Below are 19,958 nucleotides of genomic sequence, written 5' to 3'. Positions count from 1 at the left end.
GTATTATGACAGATTATTCATTATCAAAATTTTCCGTTGAATCTATAGATCTTAAAATATATGATAGGTTTAGTAACTACTCATGTAATGAAATATAACACAATAATTTCGCAGAGGGGATAAACATGGTAATGGCCGATTCAGTATTTATGTTTTTGTGCACAGCTCTCGTTTGGATTATGACACCAGGAATTGCACTATTCTACGGTGGCATGGTAAAAAGTAAAAACGTGTTAAGCACGGCGATGTACAGCTTTGGATCAATTGCAATCGTTTCTATTATCTGGATTTTATTTGGTTACTCGCTAGCGTTTTCTTTACACGGAAATCCATTTATCGGGGGTCTAGATTGGGCGGGATTAAAAGGCGTAACCTTTAAACCTAATAATGAATACAGTGCAACGATTCCCCATAATTTATTTATGATGTACGAGCTAACCTTTGCCATTTTAACCGCAGCTCTAATTTCGGGGGCCTTCGTAGAGCGTATGCGTTTTACCGCTTTTGTTATCTTCACGACCTTATGGTCAATTTTGGTGTACTCTCCTGTAGCCCACTGGGTTTGGGGTGTTGGAGGATGGATTCGTAATCTCGGAGCAGTTGATTTTGCCGGAGGAAACGTCGTGCATATTTCATCTGGAGTTACCGGACTGGTGCTTGCGATCGTTCTTGGGAAAAGAAAAGATGCCGTCTCAACGACTCCTCACAACCTGCCGCTTACCATATTAGGAGGATCCTTAGTCTGGTTGGGATGGTTTGGCTTTAATGTCGGAAGTGCCTTAACCCTTAATGAAGTGGCTATGTACGCATTTATCAATACGAATACAGCAGCAGCTGCCGGAATCATTGGCTGGTTATTAATTGAATGGCTGGTCCATAAAAAACCGACCATGCTTGGGGCCATATCCGGTGCAGTTGCGGGCCTTGTGGCAATCACACCTGCTGCGGGATTTGTTACGCCGCCTGCCTCTATTCTTATTGGATTCCTTGGAGGTTCAATTTGTTATTGTGGAGTTTTCTGGGTTAAGGAAAAATTTGGGTATGATGATGCTCTTGATGCGTTTGGATTGCATGGAATCGGCGGAACATGGGGGGGAATTGCCACCGGTTTGTTTGCCACAAAATCCGTCAATTCAGCCGGGGCAGATGGATTATTTTATGGAGACCCAAGCTTAGTCTTAAAGCAACTGGTTGCGATTGTTGCAACATATCTATTTGTTGGGATAGTATCCTATATACTTATTAAAGTGGTAAAAGTCTTCATTCCAGTCCGGGCAAATGAACAGGAAGAATCTCTCGGATTAGATATTACACTGCATGGAGAAAGAGCGTATCACGAATCATAATTTTTCCTAAAAGGGTGATCCTATGAGCGAAGTGCTGACAAAAATTGAAATTATTGCACGTCCAACAAAATTTGAAGAGTTAAAACAAGCCCTGGCCCAAATCGGTGTGAGTGGAATTACAGTAACCCACGCTCTTGGTGCGGGTTTTCAAAAAGGGTATACCGAAACTTACCGGGGCAAGAAGTTGGATGTAAACATGTATGAACGGATAAAGGTTGAAATCGTCGTTTGCAAGGTTCCCGTACAGCAAGTAATTGATACAGCACGAAAGGTGTTAAATTCCGGGCAGCCGGGCGACGGCAAAATTTTTGTATACGAAATCGCCAATGCCATTAAGATACGTACCGGTGAAGAAGGTTACGACGCACTGCAAAATACGAACTAGAATAACTTCTACCGAATAGACTTAAGGGGAGGTATCTTACCTCCCCTTTTACCCTTTTCCAGCTCAACTAAATAATTCAATCAAACACCTGAATTCCATTCTTTCTCAATTCCGCAATCGCATCTGGTAAATGGTCCAAGGAATCAGATTCAATTGTATGCAAATGGTAACCTCCAGTTAAGTTGGACAACAGCGTTCCATTAGAAGGGGAGGCTTTTTGCAGGAAAAATTCAACATCCCGCCTTGAAGAGAGAAGCAGCGATCCGCGTAATTCACCATATAATGGGTGTTCCACTACAACATCCTTTATACGAAATCCATAATCAACGAGTATTTCTAACTCCCGGCCAACCAATTCAGGAGGGTGGTACACAGACAACACATGCTGTTTCCTCGTTAGAGCAGCGTTATTCTTAAGATACATATATCCCCGGGGGGTAGAAACAATGGGTTCTCCTTTAGCACGCAGGATTGCGATATCATGGACTACCACCTGCCGCGTAACCTTGCAGCGATCTGCTAATTCTGAACCAGAAACTGCCCCATCCGTTGATTCCAATTCGGTTAACACTCGATTTTGCCGTTCGGTATAATCATTCATTTGAAGCCCTCCTGAAACCTATCCTACCTAAGGGTTACTTCAGAATCAAGAGGAACACCCTTTGTCTCCGGCCCCCAAAACACAACACTAACGGCACCAATTAACGTTACAGCCAGGAACAAACCAAAAATTTGGCTGAACGAGAAATGGTTGGATACGGCGAACCCTACAAATAAGGGCCCCAAAATACCTCCTATGCGTCCAACAGCAGCTGCAAAACCAGTACCAGTTGCCCGAATGGAATCCGGATAGTGTTCCGGTGTATAAGCATACATGGCCCCCCAGGCTCCTAAATTGAAAAAGGAGAGGAAAATCCCTGCTGCCACGAGGCCGGACAACGAATGTGCTGCGCCAAACGCCCAGGCACTTACAGCGGTCCCAATCAAGTAAGTGACCAATACAAATTTTCTTCCTATCCGTTCTACGAGCCAGGCGGCACTAAAATAACCGGGAAGTTGGGCCAGAGTCATAATGAGGAGGTATTGAAAACTTTTGATCAGTGAGTATCCCTTTAGGACCATCACAGTAGGAAGCCATAAAAACATGCCATAGTAGGAGAATACGACACAAAACCATAGTACCCACAGCATACTTGTTGTTCTAAAATATGGCTTGGACCATATCCTGCCCATCGATTGTTGAAAAGAAGTTCTGCTCGTATTCTTTTTTGTCTCTGGCAATGAAGAACGAAGAAATACCGTGTAGAGTGCAGGAATTGCGCAAATGATAAGCACAGTTCGCCATCCATAATGGGGAATAACAAAATACGCAAGAAGCGCGGACAGAATCCACCCCACCGCCCAAAAACTTTCCAAAAGTACGACTGCTCGGCCCCTCGATTCCGTAGGTTCATTTTCTGCAATATAGGTGGATGCAATAGGTAGCTCAGCCCCAAGCCCCGCGCCAATAAAAAATCGCAGTAACAAAAAGATAGATAAGCCGGTGACAAATGCGGACAATCCACTTGCTACCCCAAAGAGCAATATGGAGGCGAGAAGGATCGGTTTTCGCCCCAATTTATCAGCAAAAACACCAGCAACCCCTGCTCCGACAGCCATTCCTAATGAATTCATACTGCCAATCAACCCCACCTGCTGAGGCGTTATATGCCATTCCTTAACTAAAGCAGCTGCAATAAATGATACAATGCCAACATCTAGTGCATCGAACATCCAGCCCAAACCTACTGAAAAAAGAATTTTTTTATGTTTCACAATAAGTCCACTCCCTAGCACAATTGATGTATATACAGCTAAATATACATGAATAAAAGGTTTTTGTAAGCTATTTTTTGTGTAGACTTAGGGTATGCTTTTACCGCTACCCGATTTCTCACTTTTTATTCTTTTCCTTTGTCTTATTTCTATACATTCTCGCATATTGCATTAGACCTAAGTTTCAACTGGATGAGTTAATTTGCTGCCTTTGGCTGAGTGGCAAATCGATATAAGCAAAAATTAATTTGACAAATTAGACATTATTCAATACGCTAATGATATAAATAAATATGCGGGAGCTTGGAGAACCAGGCTGAGAGGATAGCTATTCTGCTATTGACCGTTGAACCTGAACTGGATAATGCCAGCGGAGGAATCACCTACATACTTACATTTTGTACACCATTTGTATGTAAAAACCGCCTATTTCCTATGGCGGTTTTTTCTATATTTGGTGTACCCTCCGCCTCCTCAAAAGGTTCATTTAGATCATCACACTATTTACCTTTTCTAATCTAGGAGGAATCCCATGCCAAAGACAACTGATACCGAACAAAAAGCCCTCACTGTATCGAGTTTCCCTGGAAGTCAAAAAGTCTATGTACAAGGCTCTCGCCCAGATATGCAAGTGCCAATGCGTGAAATTAAATTAACTCCCTCTTCTAGCACATATGGAGAAACTGAGAATTCACCCGTCCGCGTCTATGATACAAGCGGTCCTTATACGGATCCTTGTTCTCAAGTTAACATTCGAGAAGGTCTCGCCCCCATACGAAGAAATTGGATTTTGGAACGGGGAGATGTAGAAGAATATGAAGGACGCAAGATAAAACCGGAAGATAATGGTCTGCGATCTCTTGATTCACAAAATAACGATGCATTATTTCCAAAAACCAATAACCAGCCTTTACGGGGTAAACAAGGCCACAATGTAACGCAACTACATTATGCACGTCAAGGAATTATCACCCCTGAGATGGAATTCATCGCTATTCGCGAACAAATGTCTCCAGAGTTTGTACGTGAAGAAGTGGCCAAAGGCCGCGCCATCATTCCATCAAATATAAATCATCCAGAAAGCGAACCGATGATTATCGGGCGCAACTTTCATGTAAAAATTAATGCAAACATCGGAAACTCGGCAGTGAGTTCCAGCATTGAAGAAGAAGTAGAGAAAATGACCTGGGCAACGCGCTGGGGTGCAGATACCATTATGGATCTATCTACCGGTAAGAATATCCATACAACACGCGAGTGGATTATCCGGAATGCACCCGTGCCAGTCGGGACTGTACCCATCTATCAGGCGCTGGAAAAGGTGAATGGGGTTGCAGAGGACCTAACATGGGAAGTCTACCGGGATACATTAATCGAACAAGCCGAGCAGGGTGTAGACTATTTTACTATACATGCAGGTGTTCTTCTACGTTACGTTCCATTAACAGCAAAACGTGTGACAGGGATTGTTTCGCGTGGGGGTTCCATAATGGCTGCCTGGTGTTTAGCCCACCATCAAGAGAATTTCTTGTATACACACTTTGAAGAAATTTGTGAAATCATGAAAACCTATGATGTTGCCTTTTCACTTGGGGATGGCCTGCGACCTGGCTCGATTGCTGATGCCAATGATGAAGCGCAATTTGCAGAATTAGAAACGCTTGGCGAGTTAACGAATATCGCATGGAAGCATGATGTGCAGGTGATGATTGAAGGCCCTGGGCATGTTCCGATGCATAAAATCAAAGAAAATATGGATCGTCAGCTTCAAGTGTGCCAGGAAGCCCCATTCTATACACTAGGGCCCCTTACTACGGATATTGCTCCCGGGTATGATCACATTACTTCAGCAATCGGTGCCGCAATGATTGGCTGGTTTGGGACAGCCATGCTATGTTACGTTACACCAAAAGAGCATCTCGGATTACCAAACAAAAACGATGTACGAGAAGGTGTAATCACATATAAAATTGCCGCCCATGCAGCAGATCTGGCCAAAGGGCATCCCGGTGCACAAACGCGGGATGATGCCTTATCAAAAGCTCGTTTTGAGTTCCGCTGGCGCGATCAATTTAACCTGTCTCTTGACCCGGAAAGGGCATTAGAATACCATGATGAAACGCTGCCGGCAGAAGGGGCTAAGACTTCCCATTTCTGTTCGATGTGCGGCCCAAAATTTTGCAGCATGAAGATCACGCAGGATATTCGGGAATACGCTAAAGACAAAGGTATTGCTCTTGATTCTGCAGTCGAAGAAGGGTTTAAAGAAAAGGCTTTAGAATTTAAGGCTGGAGGAAGCGAAATCTATAAATAATCGTAAAATTTCGCTGGAGGAGGATTTCAAATGAATAGACCCCTTCAAATAAAAGAGGAAATTAAAAGATTAAAGCACATGATTCAACAACTTGAACAAGAGTTGTCATCTATTCAATTGGGCTGCGATCATGAATATCAAAATAGCCCTCTTAGTAAAACTTGTCCTCTATGTCAACATAGTGAAAGCCTATATTATTAAGGATTGCTTCAAAAACAGAGTAGTCGGGGGCGTTAAACCCCCGGCTTCTCACACCCTGGTAAGTTCTTTCATCTGACTTTGTACGGCATCAAATGTATTATAAAGCAGCATGGAGATGGTCATAGGCCCTACTCCTCCAGGTACAGGTGTAATATAGGATGCAATATGCTTAATCGATTCAAAATCACAATCGCCAAAAAGCCGATTTTCCTCCCGATTAATTCCAACATCAATAACTACACTTCCTGGCTTGACCATATCAGAGGTGATCAAGTGTTTTTTCCCGACCGCGACAATGAGAATGTCAGCCATTGTTGTTATTTCTTTTAAATTCTTCGTATAGACATGGCAAACCGATACAGTGGCGTTTTCATTTAAAAGCAATGCTGCCATTGGTCTGCCAACGATATGACTGTGACCAACGATCACGGCATGTTTCCCTTGTATTTCAATTTTATACCGTTTTAACAGACTTAAGATTCCAAATGGCGTGCAGGGGATAAATGCTTTTTTTCCAACCTGCATCCTTCCAACGTTTAAAGGATGAAATCCATCAACATCCTTTCGGGGATCTATCGCGTCAATCACTGATTGAACGTCTATATGTCGAGGCAGAGGGAGTTGTACAAGAAGTCCATTAACTTCCGGATCTTTATTAAGCTGTTCGATCTTGTGTATTAATTCCGCCTGTGACACATCCTCCGGAAACCGAATCAGGAATGAACGGATCCCTACTTCGGCGGCAGCTTTCCCTTTTGCTTTTACATAGGTTTCGGACGCAGGATCATTGCCCACTAATATAACGGTTAATACAGGTTGGGAAAATTCGCGATTAAACTTGGCAACCTTTTGCTTTAGTTCACCCTTGATCTCAGCAGCTACTTCGCGTCCACTCATGATTATTGCGCCCATATTTAACACTCCTTTGATGAACACAGCGTAAGTAATAAATACATGCCACACAGGCCGAGCGGTGAAAAAACTAATGTTCTCGGACATGATTTTGGATCAGTTATATTAGTTGATTCCCTCTCGTTTCTAATCCTATCCCCCATTGCGAAAACCTGAAATTTTTTTCCGAGAGAGGTTTGCTCCGTGCTAAGTTGCGCACAAAAAAACTGCCGAATAAGCATCGGCAGTTTAATAAAATTCGTCTTTCCATCCCAGCTAAACAAAGCCACGTTATCGGTGATTTACTTTTGTCATCGCAAGGGTACACATAATTCCTACGACTCCAAATAAGGTGCCGATCCACATCACGAATGAAAAAGCTTCGAGAAATGATCCTGTAATACCTGATCCTTTATACGTGAAGTAGGAAAGCAACAAATCGAATAACGATCCGCCTACAGTTATCCCAGCCATCATACCGATGTATCGAAATGTGGCCAAAGTTCCGGAGGCCACACCTTGTTTAGGGCGTGGGGCTGCTCCTAAAATTGCAGAATTATTTGGAGCCGCAAATGTACCTGTTCCGAGACCAGCTAGAAAGAGTCCGATGATAAGTATCCAGTGGGATACGGCAACAGATGAGAGCTTAGCCATGATTCCGAACAAAACTAGACCTAATGTACTGAAAAGCATCCCTGCTGTAGTTAAAATACGTGGCCCTATACGGTCTGATAATGTACCGGCAATGGGAGCACAAACCGTCATGATCAATGGTGTGATACTCAAGTACGTTCCAGTCGCTAAAGCTGAAAGCTGTAGAACATGATCAAAATAGAATGGGAGAAGGAACATTGTGAGAAAGAAGCACAAGTAATTCAATGCCGCACCCAATGTTCCAAAACCAAAGTTACGTATCTGGAATAGCCGTAAATCAAGCATTGGATCTGGTTGTTTACGCTCAATGTGTACAAAGCCCCAGGTTGAGATTCCGAAGCAAACCAACAAAATCGTGATTAATAATGAGCGGTGTTGTGTGATCGCATTTGAATTCAAGAGTAAGGTGCCTGTCGTCATACCAATGATGAACAAGAAAAACCCCTTCAGGTCCAGATGTTTCTGCTGTTCCGAAACAATCCCTGGGACAGCCCACATTCCAAGCACGAGTCCTGCCAGGCCAAAGGGAACCGTGATGAAAAAGATAATTGGCCAGCCCCATAATTGAGTGAACCAACCTCCAAGGACAGGCCCCAGCGATAGGCCAATATAGGTCATTATCGCTTGAATACCAAGAACCCGCCCTCGTTGTTCTGCCGGAAACGTGGTCGAAATCAGTGCGGGGCCGACAGACAAGATCATTGAACCCGCAAGTGCGAGCAATGCCCTGCCCCATAAAAGAGATACATAATTTCTTGAAAACCCACATAGCAGAGCTGCACAAGTGAAAAGAGCAAAACCAAATAGAAAAATCCGTCGATGTCCCCACACATCAGACAGCCTTCCAACAGGCAGCAGGAACAACGTCAAGACCAGGAGATAAATCAGTACGATCCATTCAGATTGGCTTAATGTTAGATGTATTGCCCGCTGGATCACAGGCAAGACTGTATTGGTAATGCTCGTATTCAGAGACGACAAAAAAGTCCCAATACCAACCGTCCAAAGAACATACCAACGCCGAGCATAAAGATCTGTTGAAGTTTCCATCCAAAAGCCTCGTTCCTATTAGGCACCCTTTGATCTTCGTAGGTGTTGTGCCTTTAATTCTTTCCACCACTGATTGTAGCAATAGACAAACCATATGTGAAATATCTATAATATCTACCATATATACAAATTATATATAGTTAGGCATAACGAGGAGGTCAGGCTGCTAGATGGATTTGAGACAACTTAAATACTTTTTGGTCATTGCAGAGGAAGGTCAAATCACACGGGCGGCAAAACGGTTGCACATGGCACAACCTCCGCTTAGTCACCAGTTAAAGCTACTGGAACAAGAACTCGGTGTACAGCTGGTAGAAAGAATGGGGCGTACAGTAAAGCTAACCGAAGCCGGCCGTACTTTGCAACGTCGTGCAGAGCAAATGGTTGGTTTGATGCAGAGAACCGTTTCTGAAATGGAAGAACACCATGCTGGGGTTCGTGGGACATTGTCTATTGGGACCGTACCATCAACCGGTGTCACACTCTTGCCACAACGAATCCGCTCTTTTTATGACAGCTATCCCTCTGTCTACTTTCAGTTATGGGAGGGTGACACGCATCGTATCATGCAACTATTAGAAAGCAGGGTCATTGAAGTAGGGCTGGTACGACTGCCCATTGAAAGCACAAAAATGTACGAAATGGTACTGTTACCCATTGAGCCATTGGTTGTTGCTATGAATACCACTGGTAAACACGGAGGCGATGATACCCCCATTCGACTCTCCGACCTTGCTAATTTTCCAATGATGCTATTACGTCGACAACATGGAATGTTCATTTATGAACAGTTTATGAAAGCTTGTGAATTCGCCGGTTTTCAACCCCACATTCTCTGCGAAAGCGATGACATTATGACACTTTTGGCTTTGGCCGAGTCTGGCACTGGCATCACGATTGTACCAAAGTCGGCGATGAATCTTCGTTCTACCACTACTCTGCAGTTTCGAGAAATCATTGAACCCTCATTGGAATCCACGGCTGCTGTGGTCTGGTTGCGCAATCGATTCCTATCTACACCGGCACGCCGATTTGTAGAAATGTTTTCTATATAGAGACACGGGATAATCGTTTTCTTTCGCTTGATACATAAGTTTCGGATGATTAACATTCACAACAACAGGAAGATGGAGCTGCAACTATTACTGATTTTTCCGTAGTTTTTAAGAGCTTCTCGATGGACTGGATCTCTTTATTGTCTTTTATATCGATAAATTTCCAAGATTCACGTGCCTGTTTTTCTATTTCTAATTGTTTATGCCTTGCCATGCTTTCCAAATAATAATGATTCAATGACATGTTTATTCACTCCTCACTCTATGGAAAAATTATTTAATCAAAAATAATTGATTAATGAAGCAAAAAAAATTTAGTTACCCTTGTTAGGTAAAAAAACACAACAAAGTTCATTAGAAAGAAGATGGCCCATTTCTTTTTCGTTTAATTGATAATAACTCCACGTCCCTATCGTCTCTTTCTCAATGAGATTCGCATCAAGCAAAATTTTTAGGTGATATGACAGCTTAGATTGTTGCATATCTAAAACGCCGGTAAGATCGCATACACAGGTTTTTCCTCGTTGGCATAATTCATACAGGATATGAAGACGTTTTTTGTCTGCCATAGCCTTAAACTTGGCTTCGTATTGTTCAAAAGTGCTTTCAAGGGAATCACTTAGCAATGGTAATGGTATCTTCATGTGTTTCATCCCTCATTTCTTTATAAGCAGCGGCTTAATTTACTCCCACAGTTGGCAATCAATAGCCGTTCCCCCAATGCATGCATCAAATTTATTTGATTTAATGGTAGTATATGTTAAGATAACCGATTATGCAACATCTAATAAAAAAAAATTGTTGTTGATTTCTATATAAGTTAAGCGTAATATAATCATGCATTTATATAAAAGGTGGTGAATATATGAAGCGTACGGTTGAAGAAATGTCAGAACTTCTGAAGCTGGCTGCTGATAAAACTCGACTGACAATCTTGTCCTACTTAAAAGAGAAAGAACTGTGCGTTTGTGAATTAGTGGACTTGGTTGGAAGTTCACAGCCAGGGATTAGTCAGCATTTGCGTAAGATGCTTAACGCAGGGCTTCTGAAGGAACGCAAAACTGGCACATGGGTGTATTATCGCTTGGATACTGAATCGCATCCGTATATTATGCAGATTCTTGACTATGTCCCTTCCCAGAAGGAAAGGCTCGCCCAGTATCAATCGACTCAAGCGAATGCTTGCTGTGAGACTGACTGCGAGTAAAAAATTTATGGAAGTGGAGAGACAGCAACATGCAAACTTGGATTTCAATTGTGATTTTTGTTATGACCTTAATTTTTGTTATTTGGCAGCCGAGAGGTTTAAACATCGGTTGGTCTGCCCTTGGAGGAGCTATCCTTGCTCTGCTTTTCGGAGTAGTATCGTTTCATGATGTTATGACCGTGACCGGCATTGTGTGGGACGCCACATTTTCGTTTGTAGCTATCATTTTAATTTCCCTTATTCTTGATGAAATTGGTTTCTTTGAATGGGCTGCTTTACATATGGCTCGTTTAGCCAAAGGCAACGGAAAGAGAATGTTTGTTTACGTTGTATTCCTTGGGGCAGCTGTTGCTGCGTTTTTTGCAAACGACGGAGCCGCTTTAATTTTAACGCCTATCGTACTGGCAATGGTACGTGCATTGAAGTTTAAGGACAAAATGATCCTGCCGTTTATAATGGCGAGTGGATTTATTGCCGATACGACATCGCTGCCCCTTGTTGTAAGCAACCTGGTGAATATCGTATCAGCCGATTACTTTCACATCGGATTTTTACAGTATGCAAGCAGGATGATTATTACCACTTTGTTCTCGTTATTCGCGAGCTTACTTGTTCTGTTTCTTTATTATCGAAAAGACATTCCAGACAATTATAATGTTTCCCAGTTAAAAAATCCGGCGGATGCCATTAAAGACAAAACTCTTTTTCGTCTATCCTGGTTTATTCTTGGTGTTTTGTTGATTGGCTATTTGATCACGCAATTCTTCCACATACCTGTTTCCGTAGTCGCTGTCGTAATTGCTTTCATTTATCTCATGCTGGCAAGCAAAAGCCCTGAGATTAAAACATGGAAGCTTGTAAAAGGTGCCCCTTGGGCAGTAGTTGTTTTCTCCATCGGTATGTATGTGGTTGTGTATGGACTCAAAAACGCAGGATTAACGGATTTATTAGGTCAGCTTATTCAGTCGGTTTCTGACAAAGGATTATTTACCGCCACCATTGGAACCGGTTTTATCGCGGCTATTCTATCTTCCATTATGAATAACATGCCCACGGTTATGATTGATGCTTTGGCAATCCATGGCACCCATACACAAGGGGTCGTTCGCGAAGCCCTGCAATACGCAAACATCATTGGGTGTGACCTGGGACCAAAAATAACGCCAATTGGCTCTCTTGCGACCTTGCTTTGGCTCCACGTCCTTTCACAAAAAGGTGTCAACATTACGTGGGGCAGATACTTCAAAACAGGTATTCTGCTTACCATACCAACCTTGTTTATTACACTAGCTGGTCTTTATATCTGGCTACGAATCATTTCATAAAAGGAAAGGATGATTATCCATGTTAAATCCAACATTTCGCATGCATGTCGCAATTAATGTAAAAAGCCTGGAGGAAAATCTTAAATTTTATCGTGCTTTTTTTGGTGAAGAACCAACGAAAGTCAGAGACAATTATGCAAAATTTGAACTGAACAATCCTCCCCTTCATTTCTCCATGAATGTACGTCCTTATGATAACAAAGGAGCATTAAATCATATGGGATTCCAAGTAGCGGATACAGAAGCTGTCATCGCCATGAGAAAGCGTTTTAAAGAAGCAGGAATTGCTACACTTGATGAAATGAATACAACTTGCTGCTATGCCGTTCAGGATAAAATTTGGGTTGATGACCCAGAGGGCAACGCGTGGGAAGTATTCTATACAAAAGAGGATTCAGAATTTGAATCAGCAGATGAACCCCTTGTTGCAGGCGTTTGCTGTGCCCCTGAACCTGTCGTAATTCAGTTTGGAAACCTTGGCAACTTCAAAAAATAAACGGAAACATTAAGGAGATATCATCATGGCTGAAAACAAAAAAAACATCTATTTTCTTTGCACGGGAAATTCCTGCCGGAGCCAAATGGCAGAGGGATTTGGTAAGAAGTATTTATGTGACAAATATGATGTGTACAGTGCAGGGATTGAAGCACATGGTTTGAATCCCAATGCGATGAAGGCGATGTTAGAAAAAGGAATCGATATTTCCAAGCAAACGTCCGATATCATTGACCCAGAACTATTAAATAAAGCTGACTATATTGTGACGCTTTGTGGTGATGCGAATGATAAGTGTCCGATGACGCCTCCTCATGTAACACGCGATCACTGGGGTTTTGACGACCCAGCCAAAGCTACCGGTACAGAAGAAGAAAAATGGGCTGTATTCCAACGTGTGCGTGATGATATAGAGGCTAGAATTAAGCGTTTTGCAGAAGAAGGTAAATAAAGAGGAGAAACTATAAACGAAAATCGCAGACAATGCGAAAGCGTTTGTTGAGAGCTTGGTACCCAAACAGCACTTAGCTTTTATTTATTGGAAACTTTGAATTTTATAGGTGGTTTACTGATTTTAAAAAATAAAAAAGCAGTATCCTCTGCTTATGCTAGTTAACGATCAAACGTTCATAAGCTGCGGATACTGCTTTTTTCAGGTTGGATTGTCATCCTTTATACAACATTATACCCCTGTTCCTCAATTGCTTCTTTCATTTGGCCAGTTGATACTTTTGCATTGTCAAACGCAACGTCTACTTTACCCTCTTTGAGATGAACGGAGACTTTGCTTATACCATTTAACTCTTCTAGTGCTGTTCGCACAGCTTTTTCGCAATGACCACATGTCATACCTTTAACATTCAATGTGATATTTTCCATGTAAAATCATCCTTCCTTAATGGATATTATATATATTGCCTAATTGCCTAAATGTAAATAAGAAATCAGGTATGCTTATTAAATAACCACCTCCTTAACAAGCTTGTCACAAGAGGTTAATCTGTTTATTTCATTAGTTTGTTCATGGTCTTTAATAGTTCATCGATGACTTCTTGGTCACCCTCTTGGATCCTTTCAATGACACAACTTTTCATGTGGCCCTCCAAGAGAAGTTTTCCAACGGAATTAAGAGCAGATTGTACAGCGGCAATTTGATTTAAAATGTCATCACAATATACATCTTTCTCAATCATTCCCTTTACGCCCCGAATCTGTCCTTCAATTCGATTTAAGCGGCTGACTAAATTTGTTTTCATTTTATTTGGATGATGGCTTTTTCTTTCGCTCATCTGAATTGCTTCATCTTGGCTAATGTTTTCGTTGGAATGTTCCATTGTTTATCTCTCCAATGTTTTTGTTGCCCTACATAATCATTTTAATTGGCTCGTGGCGAATGCCTGCCTTACAAAGGGAAGACAACTTAGGGCACAATGTAGATAAAACGTACTAGTTTACTGATTTTAGTGTACCCATGTTTTATTATTATTTACTAGCACTCCAATTATAGCATACCCCTGTACCGTATGCAAATAACAAAAAGATGTTCCTTAATTATGATTAATGATTTCCGCTCTCTCTTAGATCAGGAGCAACAAGAAAAAAGTTGCCGATACAAGTCCATTAAAATAGTTCCGATTAATCATTAAAGATCCAAGATTATAATTTCAGGTAAACCTATCATTTATGGAATGACCCAATTGGGCGATCTCATCATTTCCTGTCACCGGGACCCGGGTTGTATACCGCCCCTCCGCGATTTCACTGGTGGATTGTTTCATGTCAATTAGGGGCCTAACAATCATACGGGAAATGACAAATAAAAGACCACCCATAACAAGAACTGTCACAATTCCTGTTAACATTAACATTCCCTGCAATACTCGTACAGCTTGGCGAATGGGTGCTGTTGAGGAGAACATTACGACTTCGCCAATCGTTGTGCCGTTCTGTAAAATGGGAGAGCGGGAAACAAGAAAAAGTTTGGTATCCCAATTCTTTTCTATTGTGTCCTCTTGTCCTTCTTCTTTACCGGCAGCCACCTTTAAGTAGCTTCTTTGTAGGGGGGAAATAGGAGCAGAACTGTCTATTATCCTCCCCAGTTTATTCAGAAGGACCACCGTAAATTTCGACCCTTTTTCCATCCGGATTACATGTTCAACGGTTACAGGGAAGAAGTGGTCACTCAAAACAGATGCATGACTGTGCCCGCGCTGTACAAGCTCTTCTGTTACATGAGAAAGATAGAAATTTAGAAAAAGAGAATATAAAATGTTGCCGACCGAAAAAATAATAATCATAAAAACAGAAAGCAGCAATAATCCAAGCTTTAATGCAACACGCTCCCGGAAACGTTCTAAAATGGCGGTTGTATTCACTGTAATTTATACCCTACTCCCCATACTGTTTTAATAATGTTGTGGGCAGGAGCCCCTTTGGCCCGTAATTTTTCCCGGAGATTTTTCACATGCGTATCCACCGTTCGCTCATCTTCAATATTTTGTTCCCCCCATATCAAAGCCAATAAATCTTCACGACTAAAAATACGCCGCGGGGATTTCAACAATATATAAAGAATCTCGTATTCTTTAGGTGTCAAAGATAACAGCTGGTTGTCAAAAAAAGCTTCACGTTGATAACTATGCAATGTGATCCCTTGATGCGTCAGCAGGAGTTCATCGTTCTTTGCTTGTTGATTATTTTTGCTCGTAGTTCTCCTGACTACTGCTTGCACTCTCGCCAGATCCATGACAGGCATCATAACATCAAGTAATATTAATATGTAGGTATCCCTCTCGATCTTCTCGATAGCTTCTTCCCCCGAAGATGCCCGATCTGTACGGTATCCAGCCTGACGCAGACAAATGGAAAGGAGCTGTTGCATCGGTTTCTCGTTATCAACAATCAATATTATCCCCTTACCTTCCATCATAACACCGCCTTTCATTTAACTTTTTCAAAATGAGCTCATACTCTACCACACTAATTTCGCCCTTGGCGAATCTCTCCCGGATACTATTAACTTCATTATCCTGTGTATATCTTTTATTGGATGGACCTTGAATCCACTTTATAATCAAATACACACCAAGCAGCAGAAAACCCCACTGGAAAAACATTCAAACGAACATGCCAGCTCCTTGGAACCCCATAAACATGATTAGAAGGCCTCCTTTAAATAGAAATGCAATAATAAAGCTTGTTTATCCCTACTATTTGTTATATCCAAAAAAGCGAAGGAAATGTGAAGGTGCCTTTTCATCACACTTTCTTCATTTGTATTTCTTACACTTTAAATAGGGAGGGATGAATCATGTTAAATTGCTTGCAGAATTTCGGCATGGGTGGGGTAGGAATGATTGCTTGGATGCTCTTTCAATGGGCACTCCTACTTGGCGTTATTTACTTGACTAAAATCAATAGGAGCCAGCCTTGTCTAGCTGGCTCCTATTGATCACATTGATTTAGAATATTGTTTCTCAGAATAACTTGAAGTGCAACGATTTAACGTATGTTAACCTTTTGGAGCCGCAGCGCGTTGAGAACAACGGAGACCGAACTCAGTGCCATTGCTGCTCCAGCGACCCACGGGGCCAGTAAGCCTACTGCGGCAACCGGAATCCCCAGGGAATTATAAGCCAGAGCCCAGAACAGGTTCTGTTTGATGTTCCCCATTGTCCTGCGGCTGATGTAGATGGCATCCGGGATGCTGTTTAAATCACCTCGCATGAGCGTTACATCTGCCGCCTCCATGGCTACATCGGTGCCTGTTCCAATCGCCATTCCAATGTCAGCAGTAGCAAGAGCGGGGGCATCGTTGATTCCATCCCCGACCATGGCAACCTTTTTTCCGTGAGCTTGCAGTTTTTTCACTTCTTCTGCCTTTCCCTCAGGCAGAACTTCTGCCAGAACCTCATCGATGCCCACCTGTTGAGCAATCGCCTGCGCGGTTCGCTCATTATCACCCGTGATCATAATAACTTGAATGCCCATTTGTTTTAATCGTGCTACAGCTTCTTTTGACGTTTCTTTAATGGTATCGGCAACAGCAACAATGCCAGCATATTTACCATCAATGGCGATTAACATCGCTGTCTTTCCTGCGTGCTCAAGCTGTTCCATTAAACTTAGTTCCTCGTTTAACGATACATCATATTTCATCATCATCTTCCGCGTACCGGCTAGGATTTCCTTCCCCTCAACAACGGCCCGTATCCCGTAACCCGGGATTGCCTCAAATTCATCCACTGCTGGGATTTTGATTCCTTTAGCAACGATACCTGTGACAATCGCTTGAGCCAGTGGATGCTCTGAATTCTTCTCAGCGGCACCGACCCACCGTAAAAATAAACGTTCGGCAATGCCGGATACGAGTACATCCGTTAATTCCGGTTTTCCTTTGGTGACTGTTCCGGTTTTATCTAAAACGATGGCATCTATATGATGCGTGGACTCCAGATGCTCACCACCCTTAAACAGAATGCCGTATTCAGCGGCACGGCCCGACCCAGCCATAATAGAAGTCGGTGTTGCCAGACCGAGCGCACAGGGGCAGGCAATGACCAGAATGGCAATCGCTTTCTCTAAAGCGCCCGCAAAATTTCCGGGAGCCGCCCAGAAATACCAAATCAAAAAAGCAATGAGCGCAATTCCCACAACGATAGGAACAAAAATACCTGAAATAACATCGGCAATCCGTTGAATTGGCGCTTTGGAACCCTGCGCTTCCTCTACAACCTTAATGATTTGGGCAAGGGCTGTTTCTTTGCCCACCTTCAAGGCTTTTATTTTAAGAACACCATTTTTATTGATGGTCGCGCCTATAGCATTGTCCCCCGTTCTTTTCTCAACAGGAAGGCTCTCACCTGTCAGCATCGACTCATCCACGGAAGAAACACCCTCGATTACTTCTCCATCTACAGGTACCTTCTCCCCGGGTTTAACAAGGATTACATCCCCCACCACGACTTCCTCAATAGGAATGCTTACCTCCTCGCCATTTCGGAGAACTAGCGCTGTTTTGGCCTGCAATCCCATTAGCGTCTTAATCGCTTCCGAAGTTCTCCCTTTAGCAAGAGCCTCAAACAATTTGCCTAGAATGATTAGCGTAATTAAAATAGAACTCGTTTCATAATACATTTCAGGTAAATGATGAGCATTTACGCTTCCCGTCCACTTTATGGTTAAATACAGACTATAAAAGTAAGCGGCAGAAGTTCCTAAAGCAACCAGCACATCCATATTTGCGCTCTTATTACGAAGCGCTTTATAGGCGCTGACGTAAAACTGCCTTCCAATGATAAACTGGACGGGAGTTGCCAACGCCAGTTGAACCCACGGGTTCATAAACCATGTCGGTACCCAAATGAAAGACGTGAAGGAAAAGTGGCCAACCATTGCCCACAGTAAAGGGATGGAAAGAATCGCTGACATTAGCAATTTTCGTTTTTGACGTTTAATTTCTTGCTGGCGCTGTTCCCCCGCACTAACCTGATCTTTCTTCGGTAACGCTTTGTACCCAAGTTTCTCTACCTTTTTCACCATTTCTGAAACCGAAACGGAACCCGGGAGGAACTCCACATGCGCTGTTTCCAAAGCAAAATTCACGCTGGCATTCGAAACACCGGGCATTTTATTCAACCCTTTTTCTATACGATTAGCACAAGCGGCACACGTCATGCCTACTAGTTGCAGATTCACTTCATCCTTGGCAACGCCATAACCCAGCTTCTCAATGCGTTGTTCCATTTCAGGTACATTTACTTGCTGAGGGTCATATGTGATCGAAGCTTTTTCCATCGCAAAGTTAACATTTGCTTCTTTTACACCTTCTATCTTGTTTAGGCCCTTTTCTATGCGATTTGCACATGCCGCACAGGTCATTCCGGTAATTTGAAGGGAAGTTTGTTTTATTTCTTTATCAGTGGTTTGCATGATTTCCACCTCTTTCTATATTAAATTCATGAATTCTTTAAGAATTACATAAGGATACTTCTTTCATTCCATATTTTTATACTATACCCCCCTTATGTATATGTCAAGAGTTGTCACATCCAAACCTATGATGATTTTCCCTTTTTCGAGCTATTTTTATTATTAACAATGAATTTGAAGAAAGTGTGAAGAGACAGGCTTATAAATCAAGAAGAAAATAAGGAGAAAAAATGAAGAATTTTTGTTGAGGATTTTATGTAAGATAGAACATGGTTTAATGGGACATTCCCCTGCTTTATTCAATACTTGTAATTAAAAACCATAAAAGATCAAACAGACAGAAAGAGGTTGAGAACATGAAAGCCGTTTTGTTCAATGCTTTATTGGCTCTTGTATTTTATTGTTTCTGCCTGTGGCAATTGCATCGATATAGGAAATTCATACCCGGTATGACGGGGATGACAATATCCATGTGTTTAGGAATGGCCGCTGGACTCGTGGGGGGATATCTACCTCTTCTTTATTATCCAACTGATCTATTTACTTACTCCCTATTAGGCATTTTCGCTGGGGGGTTTTTAGGCATACTTTCCGGAACTCCACTAGGATTAGTTTGCGTATTAGAGGGTTTCTTTGGCGGTCTTATGAGCGGTATGATGGGAGCTATGCTGGGCGATATGATTTCGCCCCCTCAAAGGGAATTTTTATTTTATATTTTTCTTGTGCTATTATTTTGTACGATCTCACTTGCTATTTATCTTATTGTGCACGAACTTTTCAAGCGAGAAATACCTACTAAACTAGGCGTTGTTGCAAATCCCTTCTATCCTATATTCCTTTTGATAACTCTTTTCCTGATGTTCCCTCACAATTCTTTTAAGCTAGGCCAACCTACACCTCCCCCTTCCATTGTTATTGAAGCAAGGGAATTTGCTTACTCTCCCAATGTAATTAAATTAGCAAAAAGTGAACCTGTAAAAATTACATTAATTAATAAAGGGATACAAGAACATGATCTAGAAATCAAAAGTATTTCCTTCTCACAATTACAAATAAATGAGCATTCTGGGCATGTCCATCACAGCCATAATGAGAGGAATTTTTTACATATCCATGCCAATCCCGGGCAACAATCCGAGGTGATATTTACTCCTAATTCTGATGGCACCTATGTGTGGTTCTGTACCCTCCCCGGTCATAGAGAGTCTGGCATGACAGGCACTCTTATCGTAAAGGGCTAATTTATCGTTCTTCACATTACCTTCAATTATGTACGATATCCTACAGA

Annotated in this window: 21 protein-coding genes and 1 riboswitch; of the genes, 10 read left to right on the top strand and 11 right to left on the bottom strand. The window is 42.1% G+C overall.

Translation table 11 applies throughout. From position 1 onward, the window contains the following. Nucleotides 1–125 precede the first annotated feature (125 nt). Nucleotides 126–1,346, top strand: coding sequence for an ammonium transporter (locus PP175_RS02250; RefSeq protein WP_272441252.1), 1,221 nt, complete (start codon nt 126–128; stop codon nt 1,344–1,346). 22 nt (nt 1,347–1,368) lie between these two features. Beyond that, nucleotides 1,369–1,731: a P-II family nitrogen regulator gene (locus PP175_RS02245; protein ID WP_272441251.1), complete on the top strand. Its 363-nt coding sequence runs from the start codon at nt 1,369–1,371 to the stop codon at nt 1,729–1,731. A gap of 76 nt (nt 1,732–1,807) precedes the next feature. Here PP175_RS02245 and PP175_RS02240 read toward each other — a convergent pair whose 3' ends face one another. Both PP175_RS02240 and PP175_RS02235 read right to left on the bottom strand, forming a co-directional pair. Beyond that, nucleotides 1,808–2,332: a transcription repressor NadR gene (locus tag PP175_RS02240; protein ID WP_272441250.1), complete on the bottom strand. Its 525-nt coding sequence runs from the start codon at nt 2,330–2,332 to the stop codon at nt 1,808–1,810. Between the two features lie 23 nt (nt 2,333–2,355). Then, on the bottom strand, nt 2,356–3,504 hold the full coding sequence (locus tag PP175_RS02235; RefSeq protein WP_272443156.1) for an MFS transporter: 1,149 nt from the start codon (nt 3,502–3,504) through the stop codon (nt 2,356–2,358). Nucleotides 3,505–3,832: 328 nt separating this feature from the next. Further along, nucleotides 3,833–3,943: riboswitch (TPP riboswitch) on the top strand. A 135-nt stretch (nt 3,944–4,078) separates the two neighbouring features. Here PP175_RS02235 and thiC point away from each other — a divergent pair. Next, nucleotides 4,079–5,860, top strand: coding sequence for a phosphomethylpyrimidine synthase ThiC (thiC, locus tag PP175_RS02230; RefSeq protein WP_272441249.1), 1,782 nt, complete (start codon nt 4,079–4,081; stop codon nt 5,858–5,860). Between the two features lie 249 nt (nt 5,861–6,109). Here thiC and folD read toward each other — a convergent pair whose 3' ends face one another. Together folD and PP175_RS02220 are read right to left on the bottom strand one after the other, a co-directional pair. Then, nucleotides 6,110–6,973, bottom strand: coding sequence for a bifunctional methylenetetrahydrofolate dehydrogenase/methenyltetrahydrofolate cyclohydrolase FolD (gene folD, locus PP175_RS02225; protein WP_272441248.1), 864 nt, complete (start codon nt 6,971–6,973; stop codon nt 6,110–6,112). A gap of 270 nt (nt 6,974–7,243) precedes the next feature. Continuing rightward, entirely contained in the window at nt 7,244–8,656 is a 1,413-nt protein-coding gene (locus PP175_RS02220) for an MFS transporter (RefSeq protein WP_272441247.1), read from the bottom strand. Between the two features lie 170 nt (nt 8,657–8,826). On the opposite strand from PP175_RS02220, the gene PP175_RS02215 reads away from it, so the two are divergent. Then, nucleotides 8,827–9,711 (top strand): LysR family transcriptional regulator, encoded by an 885-nt coding sequence (locus PP175_RS02215; protein ID WP_272441246.1) that lies wholly within the window; start codon nt 8,827–8,829, stop codon nt 9,709–9,711. 49 nt (nt 9,712–9,760) lie between these two features. Here PP175_RS02215 and PP175_RS02210 read toward each other — a convergent pair whose 3' ends face one another. Both PP175_RS02210 and PP175_RS02205 read right to left on the bottom strand, forming a co-directional pair. Beyond that, nucleotides 9,761–9,955 (bottom strand): hypothetical protein, encoded by a 195-nt coding sequence (locus PP175_RS02210; RefSeq protein ID WP_272441245.1) that lies wholly within the window; start codon nt 9,953–9,955, stop codon nt 9,761–9,763. 70 nt (nt 9,956–10,025) lie between these two features. Continuing rightward, the gene (locus tag PP175_RS02205) at nt 10,026–10,355 is read right to left on the bottom strand and encodes an ArsR/SmtB family transcription factor (RefSeq protein ID WP_442870413.1); all 330 of its coding nucleotides are present in this window, start codon (nt 10,353–10,355) and stop codon (nt 10,026–10,028) included. Between the two features lie 221 nt (nt 10,356–10,576). Here PP175_RS02205 and PP175_RS02200 point away from each other — a divergent pair, with 221 nt between their 5' ends. From PP175_RS02200 to arsC, 4 genes are read left to right on the top strand one after another with little or no spacing between them, the layout of a single operon-like run. Next, nucleotides 10,577–10,918: an ArsR/SmtB family transcription factor gene (locus PP175_RS02200; RefSeq protein ID WP_272441243.1), complete on the top strand. Its 342-nt coding sequence runs from the start codon at nt 10,577–10,579 to the stop codon at nt 10,916–10,918. Nucleotides 10,919–10,947: 29 nt separating this feature from the next. Further along, nucleotides 10,948–12,243, top strand: a complete 1,296-nt coding sequence (locus PP175_RS02195; RefSeq protein ID WP_272441242.1) for an arsenic transporter — start codon at nt 10,948–10,950, stop codon at nt 12,241–12,243. 19 nt (nt 12,244–12,262) lie between these two features. After that, complete coding sequence (locus PP175_RS02190) at nt 12,263–12,739, top strand: ArsI/CadI family heavy metal resistance metalloenzyme (RefSeq protein WP_272441241.1); 477 nt, start codon at nt 12,263–12,265, stop codon at nt 12,737–12,739. 25 nt (nt 12,740–12,764) lie between these two features. Further along, complete coding sequence (gene arsC / locus PP175_RS02185; protein WP_272441240.1) at nt 12,765–13,190, top strand: arsenate reductase (thioredoxin); 426 nt, start codon at nt 12,765–12,767, stop codon at nt 13,188–13,190. A gap of 221 nt (nt 13,191–13,411) precedes the next feature. On the opposite strand, the gene copZ is transcribed toward arsC, so the two are convergent. From copZ to PP175_RS02165, 4 genes are all read right to left on the bottom strand, one after another. Continuing rightward, nucleotides 13,412–13,618: a copper chaperone CopZ gene (gene copZ, locus PP175_RS02180; protein ID WP_272441239.1), complete on the bottom strand. Its 207-nt coding sequence runs from the start codon at nt 13,616–13,618 to the stop codon at nt 13,412–13,414. 125 nt (nt 13,619–13,743) lie between these two features. After that, nucleotides 13,744–14,028 (bottom strand): metal-sensitive transcriptional regulator, encoded by a 285-nt coding sequence (locus PP175_RS02175; RefSeq protein ID WP_272443155.1) that lies wholly within the window; start codon nt 14,026–14,028, stop codon nt 13,744–13,746. Between the two features lie 375 nt (nt 14,029–14,403). Next, nucleotides 14,404–15,114, bottom strand: coding sequence for a HAMP domain-containing protein (locus PP175_RS02170; RefSeq protein WP_272441238.1), 711 nt, complete (start codon nt 15,112–15,114; stop codon nt 14,404–14,406). Then, nucleotides 15,111–15,644: a response regulator transcription factor gene (locus PP175_RS02165; protein ID WP_272441237.1), complete on the bottom strand. Its 534-nt coding sequence runs from the start codon at nt 15,642–15,644 to the stop codon at nt 15,111–15,113. The genes PP175_RS02170 and PP175_RS02165 overlap by 4 nt, the downstream gene beginning before the upstream one ends. 405 nt (nt 15,645–16,049) lie before the next feature. Between PP175_RS02165 and PP175_RS02160 the strand changes: the two genes are divergently transcribed. Beyond that, nucleotides 16,050–16,190 (top strand): hypothetical protein, encoded by a 141-nt coding sequence (locus PP175_RS02160; protein WP_272441236.1) that lies wholly within the window; start codon nt 16,050–16,052, stop codon nt 16,188–16,190. Nucleotides 16,191–16,240: 50 nt separating this feature from the next. Here the strand turns inward: PP175_RS02160 and PP175_RS02155 are convergent, their stop codons facing one another. Further along, a complete protein-coding gene (locus tag PP175_RS02155; protein ID WP_272441235.1) occupies nt 16,241–18,670 on the bottom strand; it encodes a heavy metal translocating P-type ATPase in 2,430 nt (809 codons plus the stop codon). A gap of 356 nt (nt 18,671–19,026) precedes the next feature. On the opposite strand from PP175_RS02155, the gene PP175_RS02150 reads away from it, so the two are divergent. After that, entirely contained in the window at nt 19,027–19,911 is an 885-nt protein-coding gene (locus tag PP175_RS02150) for a cupredoxin domain-containing protein (protein ID WP_272441234.1), read from the top strand. The last annotated feature ends 47 nt before the right edge of the window (nt 19,912–19,958 follow it).

The sequence above is a fragment of the Aneurinibacillus sp. Ricciae_BoGa-3 genome, from assembly GCF_028421645.1.
In the GTDB taxonomy this organism is placed as follows: domain Bacteria; phylum Bacillota; class Bacilli; order Aneurinibacillales; family Aneurinibacillaceae; genus Aneurinibacillus_B.
Note: the sequence above shows the minus strand (reverse complement) of the source record. Positions and strands in the feature narration are given on the sequence as shown.

Excerpts from the sequence above, each read along its gene's own strand:
- PP175_RS02250 (WP_272441252.1), top strand. The coding sequence starts at position 126 with ATGGTAATGGCCGATTCAGTATTTATGTTTTTGTGCACAGCTCTCGTT.
- PP175_RS02245 (WP_272441251.1), top strand. The coding sequence starts at position 1,369 with ATGAGCGAAGTGCTGACAAAAATTGAAATTATTGCACGTCCAACAAAA.
- PP175_RS02240 (WP_272441250.1), bottom strand. The coding sequence starts at position 2,332 with ATGAATGATTATACCGAACGGCAAAATCGAGTGTTAACCGAATTGGAA.
- PP175_RS02235 (WP_272443156.1), bottom strand. The coding sequence starts at position 3,504 with ATGTTCGATGCACTAGATGTTGGCATTGTATCATTTATTGCAGCTGCT.
- thiC (WP_272441249.1), top strand. The coding sequence starts at position 4,079 with ATGCCAAAGACAACTGATACCGAACAAAAAGCCCTCACTGTATCGAGT.
- folD (WP_272441248.1), bottom strand. The coding sequence starts at position 6,973 with ATGGGCGCAATAATCATGAGTGGACGCGAAGTAGCTGCTGAGATCAAG.
- PP175_RS02220 (WP_272441247.1), bottom strand. The coding sequence starts at position 8,656 with ATGGAAACTTCAACAGATCTTTATGCTCGGCGTTGGTATGTTCTTTGG.
- PP175_RS02215 (WP_272441246.1), top strand. The coding sequence starts at position 8,827 with ATGGATTTGAGACAACTTAAATACTTTTTGGTCATTGCAGAGGAAGGT.
- PP175_RS02210 (WP_272441245.1), bottom strand. The coding sequence starts at position 9,955 with ATGTCATTGAATCATTATTATTTGGAAAGCATGGCAAGGCATAAACAA.
- PP175_RS02205 (WP_442870413.1), bottom strand. The coding sequence starts at position 10,355 with ATGAAGATACCATTACCATTGCTAAGTGATTCCCTTGAAAGCACTTTT.
- PP175_RS02200 (WP_272441243.1), top strand. The coding sequence starts at position 10,577 with ATGAAGCGTACGGTTGAAGAAATGTCAGAACTTCTGAAGCTGGCTGCT.
- PP175_RS02195 (WP_272441242.1), top strand. The coding sequence starts at position 10,948 with ATGCAAACTTGGATTTCAATTGTGATTTTTGTTATGACCTTAATTTTT.
- PP175_RS02190 (WP_272441241.1), top strand. The coding sequence starts at position 12,263 with ATGTTAAATCCAACATTTCGCATGCATGTCGCAATTAATGTAAAAAGC.
- arsC (WP_272441240.1), top strand. The coding sequence starts at position 12,765 with ATGGCTGAAAACAAAAAAAACATCTATTTTCTTTGCACGGGAAATTCC.
- copZ (WP_272441239.1), bottom strand. The coding sequence starts at position 13,618 with ATGGAAAATATCACATTGAATGTTAAAGGTATGACATGTGGTCATTGC.
- PP175_RS02175 (WP_272443155.1), bottom strand. The coding sequence starts at position 14,028 with ATGAGCGAAAGAAAAAGCCATCATCCAAATAAAATGAAAACAAATTTA.
- PP175_RS02160 (WP_272441236.1), top strand. The coding sequence starts at position 16,050 with ATGTTAAATTGCTTGCAGAATTTCGGCATGGGTGGGGTAGGAATGATT.
- PP175_RS02155 (WP_272441235.1), bottom strand. The coding sequence starts at position 18,670 with ATGCAAACCACTGATAAAGAAATAAAACAAACTTCCCTTCAAATTACC.
- PP175_RS02150 (WP_272441234.1), top strand. The coding sequence starts at position 19,027 with ATGAAAGCCGTTTTGTTCAATGCTTTATTGGCTCTTGTATTTTATTGT.